This is a genomic window from Enterovirga sp., assembly GCF_028290205.1.
Classification (GTDB): domain Bacteria; phylum Pseudomonadota; class Alphaproteobacteria; order Rhizobiales; family Beijerinckiaceae; genus Enterovirga.
In genome coordinates this window covers 47886-72786 of sequence record NZ_JAQGKF010000137.1, presented here as the reverse complement: position 1 = coordinate 72786, position 24901 = coordinate 47886, and the positions used below count along the sequence as shown (strand labels likewise).

Here is a 24901-nt window from a genome sequence, read left to right as displayed (position 1 = left end):
TTCCCCCGCTATGTCGAGGCGGAAGGGTAGGGCGGCGATGCTGGTCGATAGCCACTGCCACCTCGACTTCCCGGATCTCTCCGACCGGCTGCCGGAGGTGCTGGGCCGGGCCCGCGCGGCCGGCGTCGGCCGGATGATCACCATTTCGACCCGGATCAGCCAGGCGGCGCGCTACCGGGCCCTGGCTGAGGCGCACGAGGAGGTGCTGTTCACGGTCGGCACCCACCCGCACAATGCGGGCGAGGAACCGGACGTGCCGGCCGCCGAGATCGTTGCCCTCGCCGCCCATCCGCGCTGCGTGGCCATCGGCGAGGCCGGGCTCGACTTCCATTACGACCGCGCGCCGCGCGACGTGCAGGAGCGCGTGTTCCGCACCCACATCGCGGCCGCGCGAGAGAGCGGGCTGCCGCTCGTGATCCATGCCCGCGACGCCGACGGGGCCATGGACGCCATCCTGCGCGACGAGCACAGGCGAGGGCGGTTCGACGCCGTGCTGCATTGTTTCTCCTCCGGCGAGGCCCTTGCCCGGACCGGGATCGAGCTCGGCTTCTACATCTCCCTGTCCGGCATCCTGACCTTTCGCAGTTCCGAGGCGCTGCGGCGGATCGCGGCCGAGATCGTGCCGCGCGACCGGCTGCTGGTCGAGACGGATGCGCCCTATCTGGCGCCCGTGCCGCATCGCGGCCGGCCGAACGAGCCGGCCTATGTGGTCGAGACCGCGCGCGTCCTGGCCGACCTCCTCGGGCTCGGCCTCGACGAGGTGGCGCGGCTGACCACGGACAATGTGGGCCGCCTGTTCGCCAAAAGCCGGCCCTTTCTACAGGACGCCGCCCGGAGCGCGGCCGCTTGAGCCTTGCCGTCACGATCCTGGGCTGCGGGTCCTCGGCGGGCGTGCCCCGCGTCGGGTCGGGCTGGGGCGCCTGCGATCCGGACAACCCGAAAAACCGGCGCCGGCGCTGCTCCATCCTGGTGGAACGGACCGGTCCCGGCGGCACCACGACCGTCCTGGTCGACACGTCGCCGGACCTCCGCACGCAGCTGCTCGAGGCCGATATCCGCCGGCTCGACGGCGTGCTGATCACCCATGATCATGCCGATCATATCCATGGCATCGACGACCTCCGACCGCTGGTGATCCACATGCGGCGGCGGATCCCGCTCTATGCCGACGCGGCCACGAGCGAGGTGCTGAACGTCCGCTTCGGCTATTGCTTCCGCTCGCCGCCCGGCAGTTCCTATCCGCCCATCGTGGACGAACGCCGGCTCGTGGTCGGCGAGGCGACGGATGTCGACGGACCGGGCGGCCCGGTCTCGGCGCTGCCGTTCGACATGGAGCACGGCGACATCCGGGCCCTCGGCCTGCGCTTCGGCAACATCGCCTATGCGAGCGACGTCAGCCGCATGCCCGAGCCCAGCATGGCGGCCCTCGAAGGGCTCGACATCCTGATCCTGGACGCGCTGCGCTACACGCCGCACCCGACCCATTTCTCCGTCTCCGAGGCGCTCGAGCTGATCGCGCGCGTGCGGCCGCGGCGGGCGGTGCTGACCAATCTGCACACCGACCTCGATTACGAGACGCTCCGCCGCGAATTGCCGGACGGAATCGTGCCGGCCTTTGACGGCATGCGGCTCGACGGCGAGGCGGAGCGGCTGCCGTGACCAGGCCGGCCGCGGCTCGCGTCGCGGCCTCCTGTTTCACCATTCTGGTTCCATAATATATCTTATGCGAATGACCTCTGTCAGTGAGGGGCCCTTCCCCGGCGGCTTCCGCCGGACCGGTCCCGGTCGGATGACGCGATGAGCATGGACCCGCCGGACCGCGAGCAGCGGCCATCACGTGACATCGGCGAATTGCTGCGGCTGATGGCGCGGCTTCGCGATCCCCAGCGCGGCTGCCCCTGGGACCTCGACCAGACCTTCGAGACCATTGCGCCCTATACGGTCGAGGAGGCCCACGAGGTCGCCGACGCGGTGCACCGAGGCGATCTGGACGACCTGCGCGACGAGCTGGGCGACCTGCTGCTGCAGGTCGTCTTTCATGCCCAGCTCGCCCGCGAGCGCGGCGCCTTCGATTTCGGCGATGTGGTGCTGGCGATCAGCTCCAAGCTGATCCGGCGCCACCCGCACGTGTTCGGAGACACTCGGTCGCTCTCGCCGGAGGGCGTCAAACGGCTCTGGGACGAGATCAAGCAGGAGGAGCGGGCGGAGAAGGCGGCCCGCGCCCCGACCCCGCCTGCCCGGCCAAGCGCCCTGGACGGCATTCCGATCGGGATTCCCGCCCTGAGCCGCACCGACAAGATCGCCCGCAAGGCGGCGTCCGTGGGCTTCGCCTGGCCCGACATGGCGGAGGTGCTCGGCAAGGTGGAGGAAGAGATCGGGGAGCTGCGCGAGGCGCTGGCCGAGGGGCGCCGCGAGGCGGTCGCCGAGGAATACGGGGACCTGCTCTTCACGGTGGCCAATCTTGGCCATTACCTCCGGGCCGACCCGGAGGAGACGCTGGCCAAAGCCAATCGCAAGTTCGAGCGCCGCTTTCGGGCAGTCGAAACCAAATTGGTTGCAACCGGTTCTGGAGTGGGGCCCTGGACTCTGGCCGAAATGGACCGAGCCTGGGACGAGGTGAAGCGCGAGGAGCGCCCGGGCCTCAGCCCAGCGGCTCAGCCGCCGGACAGCGAGTGACCGTCGAGGCCCCTTCCCTTCTGGGTCGACTGAGCCAAATTGGTTTTGATTGGTTCAGGGCAGGTCACGGAATCTGGATTGGCCGGAGCTGCCCTGCGACGGGGTGAAGGGCGAGGAGGGCCGGGGCTCAGCCCAGCGGCTCGGCTTCCGGAAAACGCCTGAGCAGCCGTGGCACCTTCTCGGGCGCAATCCGGATCGACACCCGGGTCTCGCCACCCTCCCCCGTGCTGCGCTCCAGCACCTCGGCCTCCTCGAACAGCCAGTGCAGCCCGGCGCCCTCATCGACCGGCAGGACGATCAGGTAGCTCGGCCGGCCGACCGCCATCCGGTCCTCGATGGCGGCGAGCAGATCGGCCGCCCCCTCCCCGCTGGCGGCCGAGATCAGGATCGGCCGAGCCTCCGGCGGCAGCCGCGCGGCGGCTCCGGACAGCCGCTCGCGCTCTTCCGGGGACAGGAGGTCGGACTTGTTCCAGACCTCGATGATGCGGCCGCGGTCGTTGATGTCGATGCCGAGCTGATCCAGCACCAGGTTGACGTCGGCCGCCTCGGCCTCCGTCTCGCCATGCGCGATGTCGCGGACGTGCAGCAGCACGTCGGCCTCGATCACGTCCTCCAGCGTCGCCCGGAACGCGGCGACCAGCATGGTGGGCAGGTCGGAAATGAAGCCGACCGTGTCGGACAGAATGGCGGTCTCGCCATGTGGAAGGCGAATGGCGCGCGAGGTTGGATCGAGGGTGGCGAACAGCAGATTTTCCGCGAAGACCTCCGCCGAGGTCAGACGGTTGAACAGCGTCGACTTGCCAGCATTCGTGTAGCCGACCAGCGCCACGATCGGGTAAGGCACGCGCCGGCGGCTGGCCCGGTGCAGGGCCCGGGTCTGCTTGACCCCGTCGAGGTCGCGCTCGATCCGCCGCATGCGGTCCTGGATCTGGCGCCGGTCGGCCTCGATCTGGGTTTCGCCCGGGCCGCCCAGGAAGCCGAAGCCGCCGCGCTGGCGCTCGAGGTGGGTCCAGGAGCGGACAAGCCGGCTCTTCTGATACGCCAGGTGGGCGAGTTCGACCTGGAGCGCGCCTTCCTTGGTGCGGGCGCGCTGGCCGAAGATTTCCAGGATGAGCCCGGTCCGGTCGATGACCTTGGCGCCCCAGGCCTTCTCCAGATTGCGCTGCTGCACCGGGGTCAGGGCGCAATCCATCACGACGAGCCCGGCCTCCTCCGCGGCCACGATGCCGGCGATCTCCGCAACCTTGCCGCTGCCGAGATAGGTCCCCGGACGGGGTGAGGCCACCGGCACCACCTCGCTCACGCGAACCTCGAGGTTGATCGCGGCCGCGAGGCCAATCGCCTCGTCAAGCCGCGAGGCCACCGGCCTCGCGTTCGGGATCTCAGCCGCCCGGCCGAGGCTCGGCGCCGTCCGCGGACGCGCGCGCGTCTGGTAGGGCCCGAGCACGATCGTGCGCGTGCGGGCCGCGATGTCCTCGTCGGACAGGCCTCGCTGCAGGCGGTCGCCCTTCGGCGGTGGGGTGTCGGTGGTCAAAGCCGGCCGGCCCGTGCCGGGCTCACGGACGGTCGGTCTCTTCCGGCTCGAAGAGCTGAACCGGTTGACCGGGCATCACGGTCGAGATCGCGTGCTTGTAGACGAGCTGGGAATGCCCATCGCGGCGCAGAAGCACGCAGAAGCTGTCGAACCAGGTCACGATCCCCTGGAGCTTGACGCCGTTCACCAGAAAGATGGTCAGCGGGACCTTGTTCTTCCGAACATGGTTCAGGAAGGTATCTTGTAGGTTTTGGCCGCGTTCGGTCGGCATGGAGTTTGTCCTGTCGGCCCGCACCGCCGGTCGTGGGCGGGCCGTGTTGTTGTTGGCGCGGGAAGCTGCCCCGGACCGGCCCGCGCAATAGAAGCCCAGGCGGTCCGGGACGCAAGCGCTGTTCGGCCCGTGCCACGCTCTCTGCCCCCGCCACTCCTACGCGCCGATCCCCAGCAGCTTCAGCTTCCTGTGGAGCGCGGACCGCTCCATGCCGATGAACTCGGCGGTGCGCGAGATGTTTCCGGAGAAGCGCGCAATTTGTGCGACGAGGTATTCCCGCTCGAAAATTTCCCGCGCCTCCCGCAGCGGCAGGCTCATCAGCCGCTCCCCGCCCGCGCCGTTCGGGGTGGCCGGAATCAGCGTGCCGATCTCGGCCGGCAGCATGTCGGCCGTGATCTCGGCATCCACATCCGCCGGCGTCAGGATCATCAGCCGCTCGACGTTGTTGCGGAGCTGGCGGACGTTGCCCGGCCAGTCGTGCGATTGCAGCACGGCCATGGCCTCCTGGCCGATCCGGCGCTTGGGCAGGCCGGTGGCGGCCGAGATCTGGTCCTGGAAGAACTCGATCAGCTCGGGCACGTCCTCCCGGCGCTCGGCCAGCGACGGGATGCGGATCGGCACCACGCTGAGCCGGTGGAACAGGTCCTCGCGCATGCGCCCTGCCGCAATCTCGGCCGGCAGATCGCGGCTCGAGGAGGACACGATGCGGACATCCACATGGACCCGGGTCGACCCACCGACCCGCTGGAAGTTCTGATCCACGAGGACGCGCAGGATGCGGCCCTGCACCTCGCGCGACATGTCGGCGATCTCGTCGATGTAGAGGGTGCCGCCGTGAGCCTCTTCGAGCGCGCCGATGCGCCGGCCGCGCTCGCCGTTGGCCTCCACGCCGAAGAGTTCGGCCTCCATGTTCTCGGGCGTGATCGTGGCGGCGTTGATGACCACGAAGGGGCCGGAGGCACGGGCTGACAGCGCGTGGATCGTGCGGGAGGCGAGTTCCTTGCCGGATCCCGGCGTGCCGGCCACGAGGATGCGGGCATTGGTCGGAGCGGCCCGCTCGATGGCCTGGCGGAGCTGGTTGATGGCCGGGGAGCGGCCGGCGATGCGGCTCGCCTGGACGGAGCGGGATCTGAGGTCGCGCACCTCCCGCTTCAGCCGCCAGGCCTCCAGCGCCCGGTCGGCCACCAGAACCAGCCTGTCGGCCTTGAAGGGCTTTTCGATGAAGTCGTAGGCGCCGGCCTTGATGGCGGAAACGGCGGTTTCGACGTTGCCGTGACCGGAGATCATCACGACCGGCAGGTCGGGATGCTCCTTCTTGATCAGCTCCAGCACCTGCAGCCCGTCCAGCCGGCTGCCCTGCAGCCAGATGTCCAAAAACACGAGGTGCGGACGGCGCGCCTCGATGGCCGCCAGGGCCTCGTCGGACGACCCCGCCGTCCGGGTGCCGTGGCCCTCGTCCTCGAGGATGCCGGCGACGAGTTCGCGGATGTCGGTTTCGTCGTCGACGATGAGGATGTCGGTGCTCATGCTGTCACTCGCCGAAACTCGCGCCGGCCCGTCGCGGCTTCGTCATCCGGCCTGGCGCTCGCCTTGGTGGGAAAGCGGAGGCGGACCAGCCCTCCCCGCCCGGACGGATTGTCGAGCAGCTCGATGCTGCCGCCGTGGTCCTCGAGGATCTTGCCGACGATGGCGAGCCCGAGCCCGGTGCCGCCTTCGCGCGTGGTCATGTACGGCTCCAGCAAGCGCTGTCGGCCCTCGCTGGGAAACCCCTTACCGCTGTCCGCCACGTCCACGATCACCTCGTCCTCCTCCCGACGAATCTCGACCGCGATCTCGGCGGGCGCGCGCTGCTCTTCGGCCACGGCGGCGATCGCCTCCGTGGCGTTCTTGATGATGTTCTGGACAGCCTGAGACAGCAACCGTCGGTCGAAACTTGCCACGACCGGCACCTCTGGGAGGATGTCCCGGAAGGTGATCTCGGGATGTGCGATGCGCATCATGAACACGATCTGACGCACCGTATCGACCACGTCCTCCTCCCCCATGGAGGGTTTTGGCATGCGGGCGAATGACGAAAACTCGTCGACCATGCGCTTGATGTCATCGACCTGGCGGACAATCGTGTCGGTACACTGGTCGAATATCTCTCTGTCATGCGTAATCTGCTTGCCGTACTTGCGGCGGATGCGTTCGGCGGAGAGCTGAATGGGGGTGAGCGGATTCTTGATCTCGTGGGCGATGCGGCGCGCGACGTCGGCCCAGGCGGAGGAGCGCTGCGCGGTCACGAGGTCGGTGATGTCGTCCAGTGTCACGATGAAGCCCTTTTCCTCGCCGCGCGCCTGTTCGCTCGTGACACGGATGTTCAGCATGCGGTCCTTGTTCCGGCGGGAGATGGAAATCTGCTGCTGGGCGAGCCGGCGACCTCCCCTCGCCTCTTCAACCAATTGGGCGATTTCAGGGAGGATGTCGGTGATGGCCTGCCCGAGCAGCTGATCGCGACGGAGATTCAGCAGGGCCTCGGCCGGCGGGTTCGCAATCGTGATCAGACCGTTCGCGTCGATGCCGATGACCGCGGCCGACACGCCGGACAGGACCGCCTCCATGAAGCGGCGGCGCCGGTCGATGAGGTCGCTCGCGGCCGTGAGGCCGTCATGCTGGCGACGGAGTTCCGCGGTCATCTTGTTGAACGTCTCGCCCAGATGGGCGAGGTCCCCCTCCGCCCTGCGGACAGGAACCTGCGCGTAGAAGTTTCCCGTCGCGACCTGGTCGGTCGCATGGATCAGGCGGCGGATCGGCGTCACGAGCCGGGTCGCGAAGTTCAGCCCGAACCAGATCGCGGACAGGAGCACGATCAGCGCGATCAGCGCGAACATGGACGCGAAGGCGATCTGGATCCCGACCCGCTTCTGCTCCAGCGCCAGATAGTAGTTGATGCCGGCCTGCGCGACCGGCGGAAACTCGACCGCCCTCGGGTCGACCGCCCGCGCCACGAAGAGGATGCGGCCGTCATGGGCGGGCAGCTTCAGGACGGCCCGAAAGATATAGCCGTTGCGGGGCACCAGGCAGGTCGCATCCGTCTCGCTCACCTCGCGCAGGTCCTCAGCCGTGGGCGGGGCCAGCCCCGCCACTGGCGCCAATTCCGCCTGCTCGACCACGGTTCCGTCCGGGTTCACAATCATGGCCACCGGGAAGCCGAGCGATCCCGCGCGTGAGGACAGGAAGTCCGCGAAAAGCTTCCGGTCGGCATCGAACAGGAGCTTGGCCCGGTTCAGGTCCGAGGCCATCAGCCGGGTCTCCCGGGCGAGGGTGCGGCATTGCGAGTCGCGATACGCCTCGGCGATCTCGACCGTGTTCGACATCAGCGCCCGCAAGGAGCCCGCGAACCACGGGTCGAGGCCGCGGTTGAGGGTGGCGCTCGCCACGATTGCAACCAGGATCGCCGGCAGGGCGGCCACGAGGCTGAACAGCCCGACCACTTGGACATGGAGCCCCGCCCCGGCCACGCCGGCGACGCGGGCGCGAACGAGGTCCCAGGCTTCCCAGGTCACGATCGCGACCAGGACCAGGACCAGGACTACGTTCAGGAGGAGGACCCAGCGGACCACGTCGTTGGTCGGCAGGATGGGCGTGAGCCCTGCCAGCACCAGAAAGGTCGCGAGCGCCGAACAGAGCGCCAGCCCGACCGTAATGGCGCCGATCAAGCCCGGGCCACGCGATCCCGCGCCCTTTGTGACCCGTGCTCCCGCGCTCGCCCGTTCGGCTTCGCTCAAGGTGATCCTCGACCTAGGAACCTCGTACTGGTGATGCGCGTCGGCAACACCACGGGGGAATAGGCGCGATCCGGCACGAAGTCCAGTTGCGGCTCGGGCGAAGCAAAGCCGGCGGTTGCGCTCAGCGACCCGTGCGGACCACCTGAAGTTCCAGGTCGCGGACCTTCTTGCGCAGCGTGTTCCGGTTCACGCCGAGCAGTTCGGCCGCCCGGATCTGGTTGCCGCGGGTGGCGGCCAGGGCCGCGCCGATCAGCGGCCCTTCGATCTCGCGCAGGATGCGGTGATACAGCCCGGGAGGGGGCAGGCTGCTCGGATATCTGCGGAAATAGTCCGACAGGTGACGTTCCACGGCCATGGCCAGGGTCTCACCCTCCACTGGCGCGCTGCCCTCGATCGCGGCCACGACACTGCGGGGCGTGTCGAGTTCGGTCTCGACGATCGGCCCGGTGATCGTGTCCTGCGGGTAGAGGGCGGCCAGCCGGCGCACCAGGTTCTCGAGCTCGCGCACGTTGCCGGGCCAGCGGTAGCGCTTGAGCCGCTCCATCGCCTCGGAATCGATCTGCTTGCGGGGCAGCCCCTCCTTTTCGACGATCGCCATGAAGTGACGCACGAGGTCGGGCAGGTCCTCGCTCCGTTCCCGCAACGGCGGCAGGCGCAGCGGCACGACGTTGAGGCGGAAGAACAGGTCCTCGCGGAAGATGCCGTTCTGGATCGCGATCCTGAGGTCCTTGTTGGTGGCCGCGATGATGCGGACATTGGTCTTGATGGGAACGCGGCCCCCGACGGTGGTGTACTCGCCCTGCTGCAGGACGCGCAGGAGGCGTGTCTGGGCCTCCATCGGCATGTCGCCGATCTCGTCCAGAAACAGCGTGCCGCCCTCGGCCTGTTCGAAGCGGCCCGCGCTGCGCGAGAGCGCCCCCGTGAAGGCGCCCTTCTCGTGGCCGAACAGCTCCGATTCGATCAGGTCGCGGGGGATGGCCGCCATGTTGACGGCGACGAAGGGGCCCTTCCGGCGCTTGCCGTAATCGTGCAGCGCCCGCGCCACCAGCTCCTTGCCGGTGCCCGACTCGCCGGAAATCATCACCGTGAGGTCGGTCGGCATGAGGCGGGCGAGCGCCCGGTAGATCTCCTGCATGGCCGGCGAACGGCCGACCAGCGGAATGTCGTCGGCCTCCTGGCCCTGACCGCCCGCGGCCGGGCCGCGCGGCCGCGAGAGCGCCCGGCCGACGATGGCGACGAGCTCCTTCAGGTCGAACGGCTTCGGCAGGTACTCGTAGGCGCCGCGCTCGGATGCCCGGATCGCCGTCATGAAGGTGTTCTGGGCGCTCATGACGATGATGGGCAGGTCCGGCCTGACCTTCTTGATCCGCGGCAGCAGATCGAAGGCGTTCTCGTCCGGCATGATGACGTCGGTGATGATGAGGTCGCCCTCGCCCTGGGCTGCCCATCGCCACAGGGTCGCGGCGTGGCCGGTGGAGCGCACGTCGTATCCGGCTCGCGACAGCGCCTGGTTCAGGACCGTCCTGATCGCGGCGTCGTCGTCGGCCAGCAAAATTTGTCCGCTCGGCATGCGCTGGCCTCAAACCTCCGATTCGCGCCCGTCGCGGGCGCTGTAGATGGGCAGGAGCACCCGGAAGGTGGTCCGCCGGGGTGACGGGTCGCACTCGACGACGCCGCCATGCGCTCCGACCATCTTGGCCACCAAGGCAAGGCCCAGGCCACTTCCCTGCGACTTGGTGGTCACGAACGGATCAAACAGATGCGGCAAGAGGTCGTCCGGGACCCCGGGGCCGTTGTCGCTGATCGCGAGTTCGATCGGCAGCGTGACCCGCCCTCCCCGCGATCCCGGGATTTCGAGCCTGACGCCGGCCCGAAAGGCGGTGGACAGCGTGATCTCGCCGTCCAGCGCGTCGAGGCCGATCGCCTCGGCGGCGTTCTTGACGAGGTTGAGGCAGACCTGAACGAGCTCGTCCCGGTTGCCGAGCACCGGTGGCAGCGACGGATCGTAGCTTTCCGTGATGCGGATGTGCCGGGCGAAGCCCGACGATGCGAGCCGCCTCACATGGTCCAGCACGCCGTGCACGTTCACGGGTCCGCGCTCGACGGGGCGCTCGTCGCCGAACAGCTCCATCCGCTCGACCAGGCTGACGATGCGGTCCGTCTCCTCGCAGATGAGCCGGGTCAGCATGCGGTCGTTCTCGTCCAGCGACGGCTCCAGCAACTGGGCCGCGCCGCGGATTCCGGACAGCGGGTTCTTGATCTCGTGCGCCAGCATGGCGCCGAGCGCCGTGAGCGAGCGCGCGGCGCCGCGATGCGTCAGCTGCCGGTCCATCTTGTCGGCGATGGTCCGCTCCTGGAACAGGAGCACAACGGCGCCGTGGTCGCCGAGCGGTGTCGCGAACACGTCCACGCGGCGCTCGGCCCCGTGCCGCGGGCTCGACAGGTCGACGCGGTGCTCGCTCACGCCGGACCCGCGGCGCCGCACCTCCTCGACGATGGTGAAGGCCGGCGAATCGTAGGGCAGGATCTCGGCCAGCTGCTGCCGCCGCATCACCCGCACGCTGGCGTCGAAGAAGCTTTCCGCGGCCTGGTTGGCGTCCAGGATGTTGCCGTCTGGCCCGACGGTCAGGACCGGCAGCGGCAGCGCGTTGAGGACCTGTTCGGCGATCGTCCCGCTCATGCGGCCCTCTGGATGGGTTCGGCATAGAGCCGGGTCAGAAGGGCCAGAACGGCCGTGGGCTCGACGGACCGGACCAGTTCGGCGCGATCGGCCGGTGGCAGGCCGTAGCCGGCCGCGGCCGCGCAATCGGCATAGGCCGCGAGGTGTTTGCGGGCGTGGCGGATGCCGAGCGCCGTCCCGTACAGCGCGAGCAGCCCCTCGTAATGCTCGGCGGCCGCCTCGGCCCGCTCCTGCGGCGTGACCCGGGGCGGCGCCTGGCCCGTGAGGGCGGCCGCGACCTCGCCGACCAGCCAGGGCTGGCCGACGGCGGCGCGGCCGATCATCACGCCGGCCGCGCCGGACTGGGCGAGGCAGGCGGCGGCATCTGCGGCGCTCAGGATGTCGCCATTGGCCAGAACCGGCACGGAGACGCTGTCCACCACCTCTCGGATGGCGCTCCAGGAGGCACGGCCTTCATAGAATTGCTGCCGCGTCCGGCCATGCACGGCAAAGCCCGCGACGCCGAGCTCGGCCCCGCGCCGCGCGAGTTCCGCCGCATTGCGGCTCCGGTCGTCCCAGCCGAGCCGCATCTTCACCGTGACCGGCACCGACACGGCCGCGACCACGCTCGCCATCATGGCGAGGGCGAGGTCCGGCTCGCGCATCAGGGCGGATCCCGAGAGGCCACCCGTGACGCGCTTGGCCGGGCAGCCCATGTTGATGTCGATCACGTCGGCGCCCGCGGCCTCGGCGAGGCGCGCCGCCTCGCCCATGCGGGCCGGATTGCGACCCACGAGCTGAATCACGTGCGGCGAGATCCCGCGCCCGGCCGAGCGCAGCCGCGCTTCCTCGTCGCCGCGGAGGAAGCCCTCGGCAGCGACCATCTCGGTGACCACGCGCTCAGCCCCGAAGCGCGCCGCCAGGCGCCGAAAGGCGAGATCGCTCACACCGGACAGCGGTGCCAGCACAGCGACCGGCCCGTTTGCCGCATTCGTCACGGGCTTGCTGCCTAATAATTCATCACATGCCATCGTGCCCGATCCATAGACAATCGCGCCGCTCTGTCCAAGGGGACATCTTTGCAGACGGGCCCACGAACCCTAAGGAGGCCGGCCGGCGGCGCCCGCCGGGCGGGTTCGTGCTTCATGGATGTCGTCGCCCTCATCGTGGCCGCCGGGCGGGGCCAGCGCGCCGGAGACGGCCTGCCGAAGCAGTATCGCGAGGTGGCCGGTCGGACGGTTTTGGCGCGGGCGCTGGAGCCGTTCCTCGCCCACCCGGCGATCGGCACGGTGTTGTGCGCCATCCATCCCGACGACCGGCCCCTCTACGACGCCGCCACGGCCGAGTTCGCCGGGCAGACGGGGCTTCGGGCCCCCGTGGCGGGCGGCGCCACCCGGCAGGTTTCGGTGCTGCGCGCGCTGGAGGCGGTGGCGGAGCGAGGCCAGGGTCGGCTGTGCCTGGTCCACGACGCCGCGCGCATGTTCGCGGACCGCGGCCTGATCGACCGCGCCATCGCCGCTGCCCAGCGTCACGGCGCGGCCGTACCGGCGCTTCCGGTCACCGACACCGTGAAGCGCGTCGACGCGGCGGGCCGCATCGTCCACACGCTCGACCGGGCAGAACTCCGCACGGTGCAGACGCCGCAGGCTTTCGCCTTCGATGCCCTCCTGGCGGCGCACCGCAAGGCGGCGGAGGCCGGCGAGGTGGACTTCACCGACGACGCGCGGCTCGCCGAATGGGCCGGCGTCCCCGTCCACGTGTTCGAAGGCGCTCCGGCCAACATGAAAGTCACCACGCCGTCCGATTTCACCGAGGCCGAGCGCCGCCTCGCCCCGCCCGCCGCGGCGCTGGTGACCCGCGTCGCAACCGGCTTCGACGTCCATGTGTTCGGCCCCGGGGGGCACATCTGGCTCGGCGGTGTGCAAGTGCCGCATGATCGCGGCGTGGTCGCCCATTCGGACGGCGACGTCGTGCTGCACGCGCTGACGGACGCGCTGCTCGGCACGCTCGGTGAAGGCGACATCGGCACGCATTTCCCGCCGAGCGATCCACAATGGCGCGGCGCCGCGTCGGACCAGTTCCTGGCCTTCGCGGCCGAACGGGTGCGGGCGGCGGGCGGCTGCATCGACCACCTCGATGCCACCATCCTGTGCGAGCGCCCCAAGGTCGGCCCTTACCGCGACGCTATGCGGCAGCGCATCGCGGCGGTGGCCGGGCTTCCGCTCGGGGCCGTTTCGATCAAGGCCACCACCACCGAGCGGCTCGGCTTCACGGGGCGCGGCGAGGGCATCGCCGCCCAGGCCGCCGCTACAGTGCGTCTTCCCTCAGGAGGCTAGCCGATGTCGCCTGCCCTGTCCGACCAGGCGGCCGAGGTCCTGCGGCGCTATGGCGCCCGGGGCTGGCGCATCGCCACCGCCGAATCCTGCACCGGCGGCCTCGTGGCCGCGGCCCTGACCGGCGTCGCGGGCTCCTCGTCCGTGTTCGAGCGTGGTTTCGTGACGTATTCCAACGCGGCCAAATTCGACTCGCTCGGGGTCGAGCCGAGCCTCATCGAAATCCATGGCGCGGTGAGCGAGCCGACCGCGCGGGCCATGGCAGAAGGCGCCCTCGCCCGCTCCGGCGCGGAGGTCGCGGTGTCGGTCACGGGCATTGCCGGCCCGGGTGGCGGCTCGGCCGCGAAGCCGGTCGGTCTCGTGCATTTCGGGCTCGCCCGGACGGGAGCGCCGACCCGGCACCTCGAGCGACGCTACGGCGATCTCGGCCGCGCCGCCGTGCGCGACCGGGCAGCCGAGGACGCGCTGGCGCTTCTCGCCTCCGCCCTGGATCAGGCCTAGGACGCGGGCGACCCGCCGTCAGCCTTACCAGCGGGGCGGCGGCCGTAGACCTCGTCGGCCCGCTTCTCGAACGCGTCCGTGAAGCGCCGGAAGGCGCGGTCGAACACGGAGCCCATCAGGATGCCGAGCGCGACCGAGCGGAACTCGTATTCGATCCAGAAATGGATGAGGCAGGTTCCCGGCGTGTCGCCCGGCCGGAATTCCCAGCGGTTTTCGAGGTACTTGAACGGCCCGTTGACGTAGGACACGAGGATGTCCCGGGTGGCATTGTCCAGGGTCACCTTGGTGGTGAACCGCTCGCTGATCGCCTTGTAGCCGACGCTCATCTCGGCCACGAGCGCGGTCCGATCCGGCCCGTCCTGCTGCCGGCGAAGCAAGCGCAGCCCCGTGCAGAGGGGCAGGAAATCGGGATAGCGCTCCACGTCGCCGACGAGAGCGAACATCTCCTCGGGCGTGTGCGAAACGCGGCGGGTCGTGCGGAAGGACGGCATGGCGCTTCTTGGCGGCGGCAGGTCGGGAAGTCGAGTGCGCCGGGAGGCGACGCGCCCGCATTGCGGCCGCGACCGGGATGACCTCCCCGGCGATCGCCCGGACCGGAGCCGGCGGGCCCGGACCGGCTAAGAGCGTCGGGTCACCGGGCCGCCGCGCGGCCGAGTTCCGCCTCGCGCTTGGCGCGGAGTTTCGCGAAATCCTCGCCGGCGTGATGGGAGGAGCGCGTCAGCGGCGTCGCGGAGACGAGGCTGAAACCCTTCGCGTAGGCGCTGGTCTCGTAGGCCTTGAACTCGTCCGGGGTGATGAACCCCACCACGGGATGATGCTTGCGGGTCGGCTGCAGGTACTGCCCGATGGTCAGGAAGTCGACATGCGCCGAGCGGAGGTCGTCCATCACCTGCAGGACTTCGTGCCGGGCCTCGCCGAGCCCGACCATGATCCCGGATTTCGTGAAGATGGCCGGATCGAGCTCCTTGACCCGCTGCAGCAGCCGCACGGAATGGAAGTAGCGCGCTCCCGGCCGCACCGTGAGGTACTTGGACGGGACCGTCTCGAGATTGTGGTTGAACACGTCCGGCTTCGCGGCCACCACGACCTCGAGCGCGCCGTCCTTGCGCAGGAAGTCGGGCGTCAAGATCTCGATGGTGGTGGCCGGTGATCGGGCCCGGATGGCCCCGATCACCGCGGCGAAATGGGCCGCCCCGCCATCCGCGAGGTCGTCGCGATCAACCGACGTCACCACGACATGCTCGAGCCCGAGCTTCGCCACGGCCTCGGCCACCTTGCCGGGCTCATCCGCATCCAGCGCCTCGGGGAGCCCGGTGCGGACGTTGCAGAAGCTGCAGGCCCGCGTGCAGGTGTCCCCCATGATCATGAAGGTGGCGTGCTTCTTTTCCCAGCACTCGCCGATATTGGGGCAGCCGGCCTCCTCGCAGACCGTGACGAGCCCGTTCTGGCGCACGATGCGGTTGGTTTCGGCCCAGCGCGCCGAGCCCGGCGCCTTGACCCGGATCCAGTCCGGCTTGCGCAGCACGGGCTGATCCGGCCGGTGCGCCTTTTCCGGATGCCGGGGCCGGCGGTCTTGGCTCAGAAGATCGAGGACGAGGGCCATGGAATGCTGTCAGCTTCGCCGAAGGGGCGCCCTGCCTAGCTAGGCGCTTCGGGTGCCGGCTGCAAATGCGCCGGCCCTCTCCTGCGTCGGCGCGACGCGCAGCAAGAGGCCCGTGGCCGGTGCCGCAGCCCCCGGCCCGGACGACTGCGCCTCACATGTGGATGGCGCGGCCGTAAGCGTCGAGCACGCTCTCGTGCATCATCTCGGACAGGGTCGGGTGCGGGAAGACCGTGTGCATCAGCTCCTCCTCCGTGGTCTCGAGATTCATCGCCACCACGAAGCCCTGGATCAGCTCCGTCACCTCGGCCCCGACCATGTGCGCGCCGAGGAGCTGGCCGGTCTTCCGGTCGAAGATGGTCTTCACCAGCCCCTGGTCCTCCCCGAGCGCGATCGCCTTGCCGTTCGCCAGGAAGGGGAAGCGGCCGATGCGCACGTCCCGGCCCTGCTCCTTGGCCTTCTGCTCGGTGATGCCCACGGAGGCGATCTGCGGCTGGCAGTAGGTGCAGCCGGGGATCATGCCCTTGTCCATCGGATGGGTGTGCAGGCCCTTGATGGTCTCGATGCAGATCACGCCCTCGTGCTCCGCCTTGTGGGCCAGCATCGGCGGGCCCGCCACGTCGCCGATGGCGTAGACGCCCGGGACGTTGGTGCGGCCAAGCCCGTCGGTCGCGACCGTGCCGCGGTCGAGCTTCACGCCGAGCGCCTCGAGCCCGAGATTCTCGACATTGCCGACCACGCCGACGGCCGAGATCAGCCGCTCGGCCGTGAGTTCCTGCGTCTTGCCACCCACGTCGATGGTGGCGGTGACGCTGTCGGCGCCCTTCACGACCTTCACGACCTTGGCGCCGGTCAGGAATGTGATGCCCTGCTTCTCGAAGCGCTTGCGGGCAAAGGCCGCGATCTCGGCATCCTCGACGGGCAGGATCTGCGGCAGCAGCTCCACCACCGTCACCTCGCTGCCCATGGTGCGGTAGAAGGAGGCGAACTCGATCCCGATCGCGCCCGAGCCCATGACGAGCAGGGATTTCGGCATCGTGGCCGGCACCATGGCGTCGTAATAGGTCCAGATCAGCTTCTTGTCGGGCTCGATCCCGGGCAGGACACGCGGCCGCGCGCCGGTCGCCACGATGATGTGCTTTGCCGCATAGCTGCCGGGCCCGAGCGCGCCCTTCGGGGGCTCGGCCCGCTGTGTCGGGGCGACCGCGACCTTGCCGGGCGCGCCGCCCTTCGGGGCGGCCTCGATGCGGGCCTCGCCCCAGATCACGTCGACCTTGTTCTTCTTCAGCAGCATGCCGACGCCACCGTTGAGCCGGGCCGAGACGCCGCGCGAGCGCTTCACCACGGCGGCCGCGTCGAACCCGACGGTGCCGTTGACCGTGAGGCCGTATTCGCCCGGGTGCTGCAGGTAGTGGTAGATCTCGGCCGAGCGCAGCAGCGCCTTGGTCGGGATGCAGCCCCAGTTCAGGCAGATGCCGCCGAGGTGCTCGCGGTCCACCACCGCGGTCTTGAAGCCGAGCTGGGCGGCGCGGATCGCGGTCACGTAGCCACCCGGCCCGGCCCCGATCACCACCACATCATAGCCGTCCGCCATCATGCGCTCCCGCCGGGCCCATCCCGGCCCGTGTTGAACGGTGCGCGGCGCGGCCGGTCAAGCCCGGGCCCCGGAGCTTGTCACCGGCTGACGAACGCGGGAAGACGGGCGCCCGAGCCCGGCCCCGCCCATGCTGATCGCCACCTGGAACGTCAATTCCGTCAAGCAGCGCCTGCCGCATCTCGAGCGCTTCCTCGAGGAAACGCGCCCGGACGTGCTCTGCCTGCAGGAGCTGAAATGCGTCGACGACGCCTTTCCGCGGGCCGAGATCGAGGCGCGCGGCTACAACGTCGCCGTGCACGGCCAGAAGGCGTTCAACGGCGTCGCGATCCTGTCGCGCCTGCCCATGGAGGCCAAGGCCGGGCTGCCCGGGGACGACGACGACGGGCAGTCGCGCTACCTCGAAGCGGTGATCTCCCGCCCGGGCGGCGGGGCCGTGCGCGTTGCGTCCATCTACCTGCCGAACGGCAACCCGACCGGCACGGACAAGTTCGCCTACAAGCTCGGCTGGATGGAGCGCCTGGCCCGGCACGCGGCCGGGCTCCTCAGGCTCGAGGAGCCGCTCGTCCTGGCGGGCGATTACAACGTCATCCCGGACGAGCGTGACGTCTCCGATCCCGCCGCCTGGGTCGGTGACGCCCTGTTCCGGCCGGAGACCCGGGCGAGCTTTCGGCGGCTCCTCGGACTCGGGCTGACGGATGCCGTGCGGGCCTGCGACGACAGCGCCGGCCTCTACACCTTCTGGGATTACCAGGCCGGAGCCTGGCAGCGGAACAAGGGCATCCGCATCGACCACCTGCTGCTCTCGCCGCAGGCGGCGGACCGGCTGGTCGGGACGGAAATCCACCGCCGCACGCGCGCGTGGGACAAGCCCTCCGACCACGTCCCCGTCTCGGCCAGCTTCGACTTCTGAGGGGCCCGGGCCGATGCCGATCTCTCTCCGGCGCCGGCCACGAGGGAAGCGGCGCGAGAAGATCCGCTGGGTCGCCCTCCTGGGGCTGGTTCCCGCCTCCATCTGCGCGTTCATCGCCCTCTCGGAGCCGTTCGCCGCGCGGGCCCTGCGGGACCTCGTCTTCGATTCCTACCAGCGCCTGTCACCGCGGCCCTACGACCCGGGATTGCCGGTCCGGGTCGTGGCAATCGACGACCAGTCGCTGGCCCGCATTGGCCAGTGGCCCTGGCCACGGGCCAAGATGGCTGAGCTGATTTCGCGGCTGACGGAAGCCGGGCCGGCGGCCCTGGCCGTCGACGTGCTGTTCTCGGAGCCGGAGCGCAGCGCCGATGCGAGCGGCCTCGTGGCTGGCGACGAGCTCCTGCGGGACGCCATCGCGGCCGGCCGTGTCGTGCTCGGCTCGATCCTCGTCGACGAGGCGGGCGAGATGCCCGAGACCAAGATTGGCGTGGCCACGACCGGGGACGACGCCCGGCTCTTCGCGCCCCGTTTCGCGGGGGCTCTCCAGCCGCTGGACCCGCTCAGGCAGGCCGCACGGGCCGTCGGCGCGATGAACATCAGGCCGGACCGCGACCTCGTTGCTCGCGAAATCCCGACCGTGTTCGCGGCCGGCGGGCAGCTCGTGCCGAGCCTGGACGCGGCGGCGCTGCTTGTCGCGCAGGACGCCTCGACCATGGTGGTGCGGGCCTCGGGAGGCTCGGCCACGGTTGGTGATGTGTCCTACGGCGCGAAGAGCGGCATCACCATGGTCGGACTGGGCGATATCCGGACCGCGACGAGCCCCAACGGTTCGGTGCGGATCCATTTCGCCGGCCCGCAGCCCGCCCGCTCGATCCCGGCCTGGCAGGTGCTGGCCGGCCAGTTCGACCGTGCGTGGCTGGCCAACTCGATCGTGGCGGTCGGCATCACGGCGACCGGATTCGACATCCGGGCGACGCCGCTCAGCCCCGTGGTGCCGGGCGTCGAGATCCGGGCCGAGATGCTGGAGAGCCTTCTTTCCGGCCGCCACCTCGTTCGGCCCGATTACATGCCGGCCTTCGAGCTCATGATGGTGCTCGTGGGGGGGCTGTTCGCCGTGGCGGCGGCAAGCCGGCTCTCGCCGGCCGGCGCGGCGGTCGTCACCGTCACCCTGACCGGGCTGTTTGCCGGCACGAGCGCCGTTGCCTTTCTCCAGTTGCAGCAGCTCTTGAACCCCGTCTGGCCGACGCTCGGCACCATCTCGGCCCTCGGAATCTCGACTCTCGCCGTGCTGCGGCAGAGCGAGGCCGAGAGGCAGCAGGTGCGCGAAGCCTTCTCGCGCTACGTCTCGCCCTCCATCGTCGAAACCCTCTCCACCGATCCGAGTCGCCTGGTCCTCGGCGGCGAGAACCGCATCCTCACGGTGCTCTTCTCCGACATCCGGGGGTTCACCTCCCGGTCCGAGACGCTGCCCGCCGAGGCCGTCCTGTCGTTCCTGAACCAGGTTCACACGCCGATGACCGAGCTGGTCCTCGATGCGGGGGGCACGCTCGACAAGTTCATCGGCGACGGCATGATGGCGTTCTGGAACGCCCCGCTGGACCATCCCGATCACGTCCGCTCGGCGCTGCGGACCGCGCTGCGGATGCAGGCCACCGTCGACGTGATCAACGCCCGGCTGGCCGCCTCCGACGCCGCCGCCGGGCGCAGCGGCTCCCCGCTGGGGCTCGGCATCGGCCTCCACACCGGCACGGCCTGCGTGGGCAATATCGGCTCGGTGCGGCGGTTCGACTACTCGGCCATCGGCGACACCGTGAACACGGCGGCCCGGCTCGAACCCATGTGCAAGACCTACGGCGCCGCCGTCGTGGTGTCGTCGGCCGTGGTCGAGGCCGCGCCCGCTTTCGCCTATCTGCTGCTCGACGTGATCAACCTGAAGGGCAAGAGCCAGACCACGCGCCTTTATGCGCTCCAGGGCGACGAGAGCGCCGTCACGCCGGCGTTCACGGCCTACAAGGCCGTCCACGACCAGGCGATCGAGCTCGCGCTGACGGGCCGGGCGGAGGCCCGGGAGGCTTTGCGCGCCTGCGCGGAGCACCCGCTTGGGGCGCGCTTTCGCAGACTGTTCGCCCTGCTGGACGACCGGCTGCGCCAGAGGGAAGAGGAAGCCGCGCTGACGGCGTTGCGGGAGACGGCGGCCTGATTTCGCTCAGGGCGAGAGGATCTGCTCGCAGTTCTTGCGCCGCTGCATCAGGCATTCCTCGATCCGGCCCTGCCGCTTGAGCTCGCTCATCAGCCAGGTGGCGCCGAAGATCAGAGTCAGCACCAAGGCCGCCACCGCGAGGTTTTGGCGGTCCCGACGGTCCACAACCGTCAGCGGCGCTTGGCCTGGAACTGCTCGACGAAATTCGAGGCCATGCGGCGCTCGCTATCGGTCGCGGCCTCGAAGGTTTCGGCGTGCAGGGCGGCGATCCAGGCCTCGCTCTTGGTGTCCGCGCCTTCCTTGGCCAGGGTGAGCCACATCAAACCGCGCGCCCGCTGACGCGGCACACCCTTTCCGAGGACCAGCATCTGGCCGAGTTCGGCCTGGGCCGGCCCGTAACCCTTCTCGGCCGCGAGGTTCAGCCACCGGGCCGCCTGGCGCTGGTCGAGATCGACGCCGCTGCCCTCGAGATAGAGCCGCCCGAGCTGATACTGGGCCACCGGGTCGCCGAAATAGGACGCCGCGTAGGAGAACATCTCGGCCGCACGCTCCGGGTTCGGCCGCACGTAGCTGCCCCGGATGCCCTGGAGGAAATAGCCGCCCAGAGACACGAAGGCGTTCGCCACCACACCGGCGCGCGGCGATTCGGGGGCCTCGTCGGCATTCTCGTCCGCGACCCGGGAGAAGTACTCGAACGCCTTCAGGTCGTTGCGGGGTATGCCGTCCCCCTCGGCCAGCATGCGGCCGAGCTTCCACAGGGCCAGGGCATGCCCATGGGTGGCGGCGTATTCCAGGGCCTTGGCCGCCCCGATCTTGTTGCCAGCATTGTAGTCGCGCACGCCCAGCCGCAGCGCTTCCTTGACCGAGCCGAAGGACTCGGTCGCCAGAAGCGGGCCCGGCAGGGCGCGCGCGTCAGCCGCCCGCGCCGGGACCGCCGCCGCCGAGGCGGCGACGGTCCACAGAAGCGCCAGGAGGCGCGGGCCGCTACTGATCCGCATAGCTCGTGGTTTCGTGCGCGCCGCCCGGATGGGTGACCGCACCGTTCACGGCCGGGCCGACGCCCTGCGCGTACTTCCAGAGATAGCCGGAGGTCGCCGAGATCGGCCGCGGCGCCCAGGAGCTGCGCCGGGTCGCGAGTTCGGCCTCGGAGACGTCGACCTCGAGGGTGCCCAGGACGGCATCGAGCGTGATGATGTCGCCGTCCCGCACGAGCGCGATCGGACCGCCGACCGCGGCCTCGGGCCCGACATGGCCCACGCAGAAGCCGCGCGTCGCGCCGGAGAAGCGCCCGTCGGTGATCAGCGCCACCTTGTCGCCCATGCCTTGGCCGTAGAGCGCGGCCGTGGTGGACAGCATCTCGCGCATGCCGGGGCCGCCGCGCGGACCCTCATAGCGAATCACCAGGACATCGCCTTCCTGGTAGGCCCGGTTCTTCACGGCCTCGAAACAGGCCTCCTCGTTGTCGAACACGCGGGCCGGGCCGGAGAAGCGCTGCTTCTCGGGCGGGATGCCGGCCACTTTCACGATCGCGCCTTCAGGGGCGAGATTGCCCCGCAAGCCCACGACGCCGCCCGTGGTCGTGATCGGGTTCGACACCGGCCGGACCACGTCCTGGTCCGGGTTCCAGGCCACCTTCTCCATGTTCTCCGCGATGGTGCGGCCGGTCACGGTCATGCAGTCGCCGTGCAGGTAGCCGCCGTCGAGGAGCGTCTTCATGAGCAGCGGAATGCCGCCGGCCTCGAACATGTCCTTGGCGACGTAGCGCCCGCCGGGCTTCAGGTCGGCCACATAGGGCGTGCGCCGGAAAATTTCGGCCACGTCGAACAGGTCGAACTTGATCCCGCATTCATGCGCGATCGCCGGAAGGTGCAGGGCCGCGTTGGTGGAGCCGCCGGAGGCCGCCACAACGGTGGCGGCGTTCTCGAGCGCCTTCAGGGTGACGATGTCGCGCGGGCGGATGTTCTTCCGCACGAGCTCCATCACCATCTCGCCGGCCGCCATGCAGAACCGGTCGCGGATCTCGTAGGGGGCCGGAGCGCCCGCCGAATAGGGCAGCGCGAGGCCGATCGCCTCGGACACCGTCGCCATGGTGTTGGCCGTGAACTGCGCGCCGCAGGCGCCGGCCGACGGGCAGGCCACCTGCTCGAGCTCGTCCAGGTCCTCGTCCGACATGGCGCCGACCGAATGCTGGCCCACGGCCTCGAACATGTCCTGCACCGTGACCGGCCGTCCCCGGAAGGAGCCGGGCAGGATCGAGCCGCCATAGATGAAGATCGACGGAACGTTGAGGCGGACCATCGCCATCATCATGCCGGGCAGGGACTTGTCGCAGCCCGCCATGCCGACCAGCGCGTCGTAGGCGTGGCCCCGCATGGTGAGCTCGACCGAATCGGCGATCACCTCACGGGACGGCAGCGAGGCCCGCATGCCGTTGTGGCCCATCGCGATCCCGTCCGTGACCGTGATGGTGCAGAACTCGCGCGGCGTGCCGTGGGCGGCCGCGACACCCTTCTTCACGGCCTGCGCCTGACGCATCAGCGAGATGTTGCAGGGCGCCGCCTCGTTCCAGCAGGTGGCCACGCCGACCAGCGGCTGATGGATCTGCTCCTTGGTCAGCCCCATGGCGTAGAGGTAGGACCGGTGCGGCGCACGCGACGGCCCTTCCGTGACGTGCCGGCTCGGCAGCTTCGACTTATCGATTAGACGCGCATCCATCCCGTGTCCGCCTCTCGCAGGCCGCTCGCGATCCGGCGGCCGGATGCGAGTGACATGCGTCCCGACCGCCATGCAACGAGGCTCGGGAGGGCCAGAGAGGGCAGCGCACGCCACCATCACGGGCCTGCCAAAGGCGCTCTAAACGCTTGCAGGGCAACGCTAAATACGTCACCCGAACTGATCCTGGTTTATGGCGGGAACGCGGCGAACCTCTGATGTCTCGGCGGCGTTCTCGGGATGTTTTTCGGCTGTGGCGCTGCGGCCACAGCTGCGAGACCCCAACAGCACAGGCCAGTCCGGGCCGGTTCGGGCGGGTCACAGGAGTCTGGGCGTGGGGCGGTTGGGCAGATCGGGCCCGAGGGCGGCGGTCGGGCGGGCCGGCGGCGGCGTCCCCAGGGAGGCTCGACGGAGGGCCCGGGGGCGCAGCCGGGTGCCCCCGCCGCGGCCGGTCGGCCCGGCCTTGTTACATCCGAAAGACGCCGAACTGGGTGTCGGCGATAGGCGCGTTCAGCGTGGCCGAGAAGGCCAGGCCGAGCACGCGGCGGGTTTCGGACGGCAGAATGATGCCGTCATCCCAGAGCCGGGCGGTCGCGTAATACGGGGAGCCCTCGGTCTCGAACTGGTCGCGGATCGGCGTCTTGAACGCCTCCTCCTCTTCGCTGGTCCAGCTCCGGCCCTCGGCCTCGATGTTGTCGCGACGCACGGTCGCCAGCACGGAGGCGGCCTGCTCGGCGCCCATGACGGAGATTTTCGAGTTCGGCCAGGTGAACAGGAAGCGGGGCCGGAAGGCCCGGCCGCACATGCCGTAATTGCCGGCCCCGAAGGAGCCGCCGATCATCAGCGTGATCTTCGGCACCGCCGCGCAGGACACGGCGGTGACGAGCTTGGCGCCGTTGCGGGCGATGCCTTGCGCTTCGTAGTCGCGGCCGACCATGAAGCCCGAGATGTTCTGCAGGAACAGCAGCGGAATCTTGCGCTGGCAGCAGAGTTCGATGAAATGGGCGCCCTTCAGCGCGCTTTCCGAATACAGGATGCCGTTGTTGCCGATGATCCCGACCGGGATGCCCCAGATGCGGGCGAAGCCCGTCACCAGCGTCGTGCCGTACAGCCGCTTGAACTCGTCGAATTCGGAGCCGTCGACCAGCCGGGCGATCACCTCCCGCACGTCGTATTGCTTCTTGAAGTCGGGCGAGACGATCGCCTCGATCTCCGACGCCGGAAAGGCGGGCTCGGCCGGCGGCGCGAGGTCGATGGCCGGCGCCTTGCGGGTGTTCAGGGTGCCGACGATGCGGCGCAGGATGCCGAGCGCGTGCGTGTCGTCGGTCGCGTAATGGTCGACGACGCCTGAGAGGCGAGCATGGACGTCGGCGCCGCCGAGATCCTCCGCCGAGACGATCTCGCCGGTTGCGGCCTTCACCAGCGGCGGACCGCCGAGGAAGATGGTGCCCTGCTTCCTGACGATGATGCTCTCGTCCGACATTGCCGGCACATAGGCGCCGCCGGCCGTGCAGGATCCCATCACGCAGGCGATCTGGGGAATGCCGAGGCCGGACAGCGTCGCCTGGTTGTAGAAGATGCGCCCGAAATGCTCGCGGTCGGGGAACACCTCCGTCTGCTGCGGCAGGTTCGCTCCCCCGGAATCGACGAGGTAGAGGCAGGGAAGCCTGTTTTCGCGGGCGATCTCCTGCGCCCGGACGTGCTTCTTCACCGTCATCGGGAAGTAGGTGCCGCCCTTCACGGTCGAGTCGTTGCACACGATCACGACCTCCCGGCCCATCACCCGGCCGATCCCGGTGATGATGCCCGCGCCCGCGATCTCGCCGCCATACATGCCGTTGGCGGCGAGCGGAGCGATCTCCAGGAAGGGCGAGCCGGGATCCAGAAGCTGCTGCACGCGGTCGCGCGGCAGGAGCTTTCCACGGGCCACGTGACGGTCGCGGGCGCGCTGGGGGCCGCCCTCGGCGGCCACGGCGCGGGCGCGTCCGAGTTCGGCCGTGAGCCCGGCCCAGGCGGCTCGGTTCGCCGCGGCCTCGTCTGACGTGAGATCGGCCGCGGATTGAATGACCGGCACTGAGGCTCTCCTTGGCTCTGGCCGCCTTAACGCGCTGCGTCCGGGCCGGCAAACCCGCCCCGGT

At 69.8% G+C, this 24901-nt stretch carries 20 protein-coding genes; 7 read left to right on the top strand and 13 right to left on the bottom strand.

The window, feature by feature from the left end:
- Positions 1-37 precede the first annotated feature (37 nt).
- The 3 genes from JWR86_RS10055 to mazG all read left to right on the top strand — a co-directional run bounded on the left by JWR86_RS10055 (position 38) and on the right by mazG (position 2676).
- Positions 38-850, top strand: a complete 813-nt coding sequence (locus JWR86_RS10055; protein ID WP_299564480.1) for a TatD family hydrolase — start codon at positions 38-40, stop codon at positions 848-850.
- On the top strand, positions 847-1659 hold the full coding sequence (locus JWR86_RS10050) for an MBL fold metallo-hydrolase (protein ID WP_299564471.1): 813 nt from the start codon (positions 847-849) through the stop codon (positions 1657-1659). The genes JWR86_RS10055 and JWR86_RS10050 overlap by 4 nt, the downstream gene beginning before the upstream one ends.
- Before the next feature lie 138 nt (positions 1660-1797).
- Positions 1798-2676, top strand: coding sequence for a nucleoside triphosphate pyrophosphohydrolase (gene mazG, locus JWR86_RS10045; protein WP_299564468.1), 879 nt, complete (start codon positions 1798-1800; stop codon positions 2674-2676).
- A 127-nt stretch (positions 2677-2803) separates the two neighbouring features.
- Here mazG and hflX read toward each other — a convergent pair whose 3' ends face one another.
- The 7 genes from hflX to dusB form a co-directional block, all read right to left on the bottom strand.
- Positions 2804-4210: a GTPase HflX gene (gene hflX, locus JWR86_RS10040; RefSeq protein ID WP_299564465.1), complete on the bottom strand. Its 1407-nt coding sequence runs from the start codon at positions 4208-4210 to the stop codon at positions 2804-2806.
- Positions 4211-4232: 22 nt separating this feature from the next.
- On the bottom strand, positions 4233-4481 hold the full coding sequence (gene hfq, locus JWR86_RS10035; RefSeq protein WP_299564462.1) for an RNA chaperone Hfq: 249 nt from the start codon (positions 4479-4481) through the stop codon (positions 4233-4235).
- A 156-nt stretch (positions 4482-4637) separates the two neighbouring features.
- Positions 4638-6008: a sigma-54 dependent transcriptional regulator gene (locus JWR86_RS10030; protein WP_299564459.1), complete on the bottom strand. Its 1371-nt coding sequence runs from the start codon at positions 6006-6008 to the stop codon at positions 4638-4640.
- A complete protein-coding gene (locus tag JWR86_RS10025) occupies positions 6005-8182 on the bottom strand; it encodes a PAS domain-containing sensor histidine kinase (RefSeq protein WP_299564456.1) in 2178 nt (725 codons plus the stop codon). The genes JWR86_RS10030 and JWR86_RS10025 overlap by 4 nt, the downstream gene beginning before the upstream one ends.
- 190 nt (positions 8183-8372) lie before the next feature.
- Positions 8373-9821, bottom strand: coding sequence for a nitrogen regulation protein NR(I) (gene ntrC, locus JWR86_RS10020; RefSeq protein WP_299564453.1), 1449 nt, complete (start codon positions 9819-9821; stop codon positions 8373-8375).
- Positions 9822-9830: 9 nt separating this feature from the next.
- Positions 9831-10931 (bottom strand): ATP-binding protein, encoded by a 1101-nt coding sequence (locus JWR86_RS10015; protein ID WP_299564450.1) that lies wholly within the window; start codon positions 10929-10931, stop codon positions 9831-9833.
- A complete protein-coding gene (gene dusB / locus JWR86_RS10010; protein WP_299564448.1) occupies positions 10928-11908 on the bottom strand; it encodes a tRNA dihydrouridine synthase DusB in 981 nt (326 codons plus the stop codon). Before dusB ends, JWR86_RS10015 begins: the two co-directional genes overlap by 4 nt.
- Before the next feature lie 147 nt (positions 11909-12055).
- Between dusB and JWR86_RS10005 the strand changes: the two genes are divergently transcribed.
- On the top strand, positions 12056-13246 hold the full coding sequence (locus JWR86_RS10005; RefSeq protein WP_299564445.1) for a bifunctional 2-C-methyl-D-erythritol 4-phosphate cytidylyltransferase/2-C-methyl-D-erythritol 2,4-cyclodiphosphate synthase: 1191 nt from the start codon (positions 12056-12058) through the stop codon (positions 13244-13246).
- A gap of 3 nt (positions 13247-13249) precedes the next feature.
- Positions 13250-13744 carry a nicotinamide-nucleotide amidohydrolase family protein gene (locus JWR86_RS10000; RefSeq protein WP_299564442.1) on the top strand — a complete coding sequence of 165 codons (495 nt, stop codon included), beginning with the start codon at positions 13250-13252 and terminating at the stop codon, positions 13742-13744.
- Here the strand turns inward: JWR86_RS10000 and JWR86_RS09995 are convergent.
- The 3 genes from JWR86_RS09995 to lpdA form a co-directional block, all read right to left on the bottom strand.
- Positions 13741-14235, bottom strand: a complete 495-nt coding sequence (locus JWR86_RS09995; RefSeq protein WP_299564439.1) for a type II toxin-antitoxin system RatA family toxin — start codon at positions 14233-14235, stop codon at positions 13741-13743. The two genes, JWR86_RS10000 and JWR86_RS09995, sit on opposite strands and share 4 nt — an antisense overlap.
- 140 nt (positions 14236-14375) lie before the next feature.
- Positions 14376-15347: a lipoyl synthase gene (gene lipA / locus JWR86_RS09990; protein ID WP_299564436.1), complete on the bottom strand. Its 972-nt coding sequence runs from the start codon at positions 15345-15347 to the stop codon at positions 14376-14378.
- A 151-nt stretch (positions 15348-15498) separates the two neighbouring features.
- Positions 15499-16938, bottom strand: coding sequence for a dihydrolipoyl dehydrogenase (gene lpdA / locus JWR86_RS09985; protein WP_299564433.1), 1440 nt, complete (start codon positions 16936-16938; stop codon positions 15499-15501).
- 130 nt (positions 16939-17068) lie between these two features.
- Between lpdA and xth the strand changes: the two genes are divergently transcribed.
- Both xth and JWR86_RS09975 read left to right on the top strand, forming a co-directional pair.
- Positions 17069-17851 carry an exodeoxyribonuclease III gene (gene xth / locus JWR86_RS09980; RefSeq protein ID WP_299564430.1) on the top strand — a complete coding sequence of 261 codons (783 nt, stop codon included), beginning with the start codon at positions 17069-17071 and terminating at the stop codon, positions 17849-17851.
- Positions 17852-17864: 13 nt separating this feature from the next.
- Positions 17865-20051, top strand: a complete 2187-nt coding sequence (locus tag JWR86_RS09975; RefSeq protein ID WP_299564427.1) for an adenylate/guanylate cyclase domain-containing protein — start codon at positions 17865-17867, stop codon at positions 20049-20051.
- Between the two features lie 170 nt (positions 20052-20221).
- Here the strand turns inward: JWR86_RS09975 and JWR86_RS09970 are convergent, their stop codons facing one another.
- From JWR86_RS09970 to JWR86_RS09960, 3 genes are all read right to left on the bottom strand, one after another.
- Positions 20222-21049 carry a tetratricopeptide repeat protein gene (locus JWR86_RS09970; protein ID WP_299564424.1) on the bottom strand — a complete coding sequence of 276 codons (828 nt, stop codon included), beginning with the start codon at positions 21047-21049 and terminating at the stop codon, positions 20222-20224.
- Entirely contained in the window at positions 21036-22766 is a 1731-nt protein-coding gene (ilvD, locus tag JWR86_RS09965) for a dihydroxy-acid dehydratase (protein WP_299564421.1), read from the bottom strand. Before ilvD ends, JWR86_RS09970 begins: the two co-directional genes overlap by 14 nt.
- Before the next feature lie 463 nt (positions 22767-23229).
- Complete coding sequence (locus JWR86_RS09960) at positions 23230-24837, bottom strand: carboxyl transferase domain-containing protein (RefSeq protein WP_299564418.1); 1608 nt, start codon at positions 24835-24837, stop codon at positions 23230-23232.
- Positions 24838-24901 lie beyond the last annotated feature (64 nt).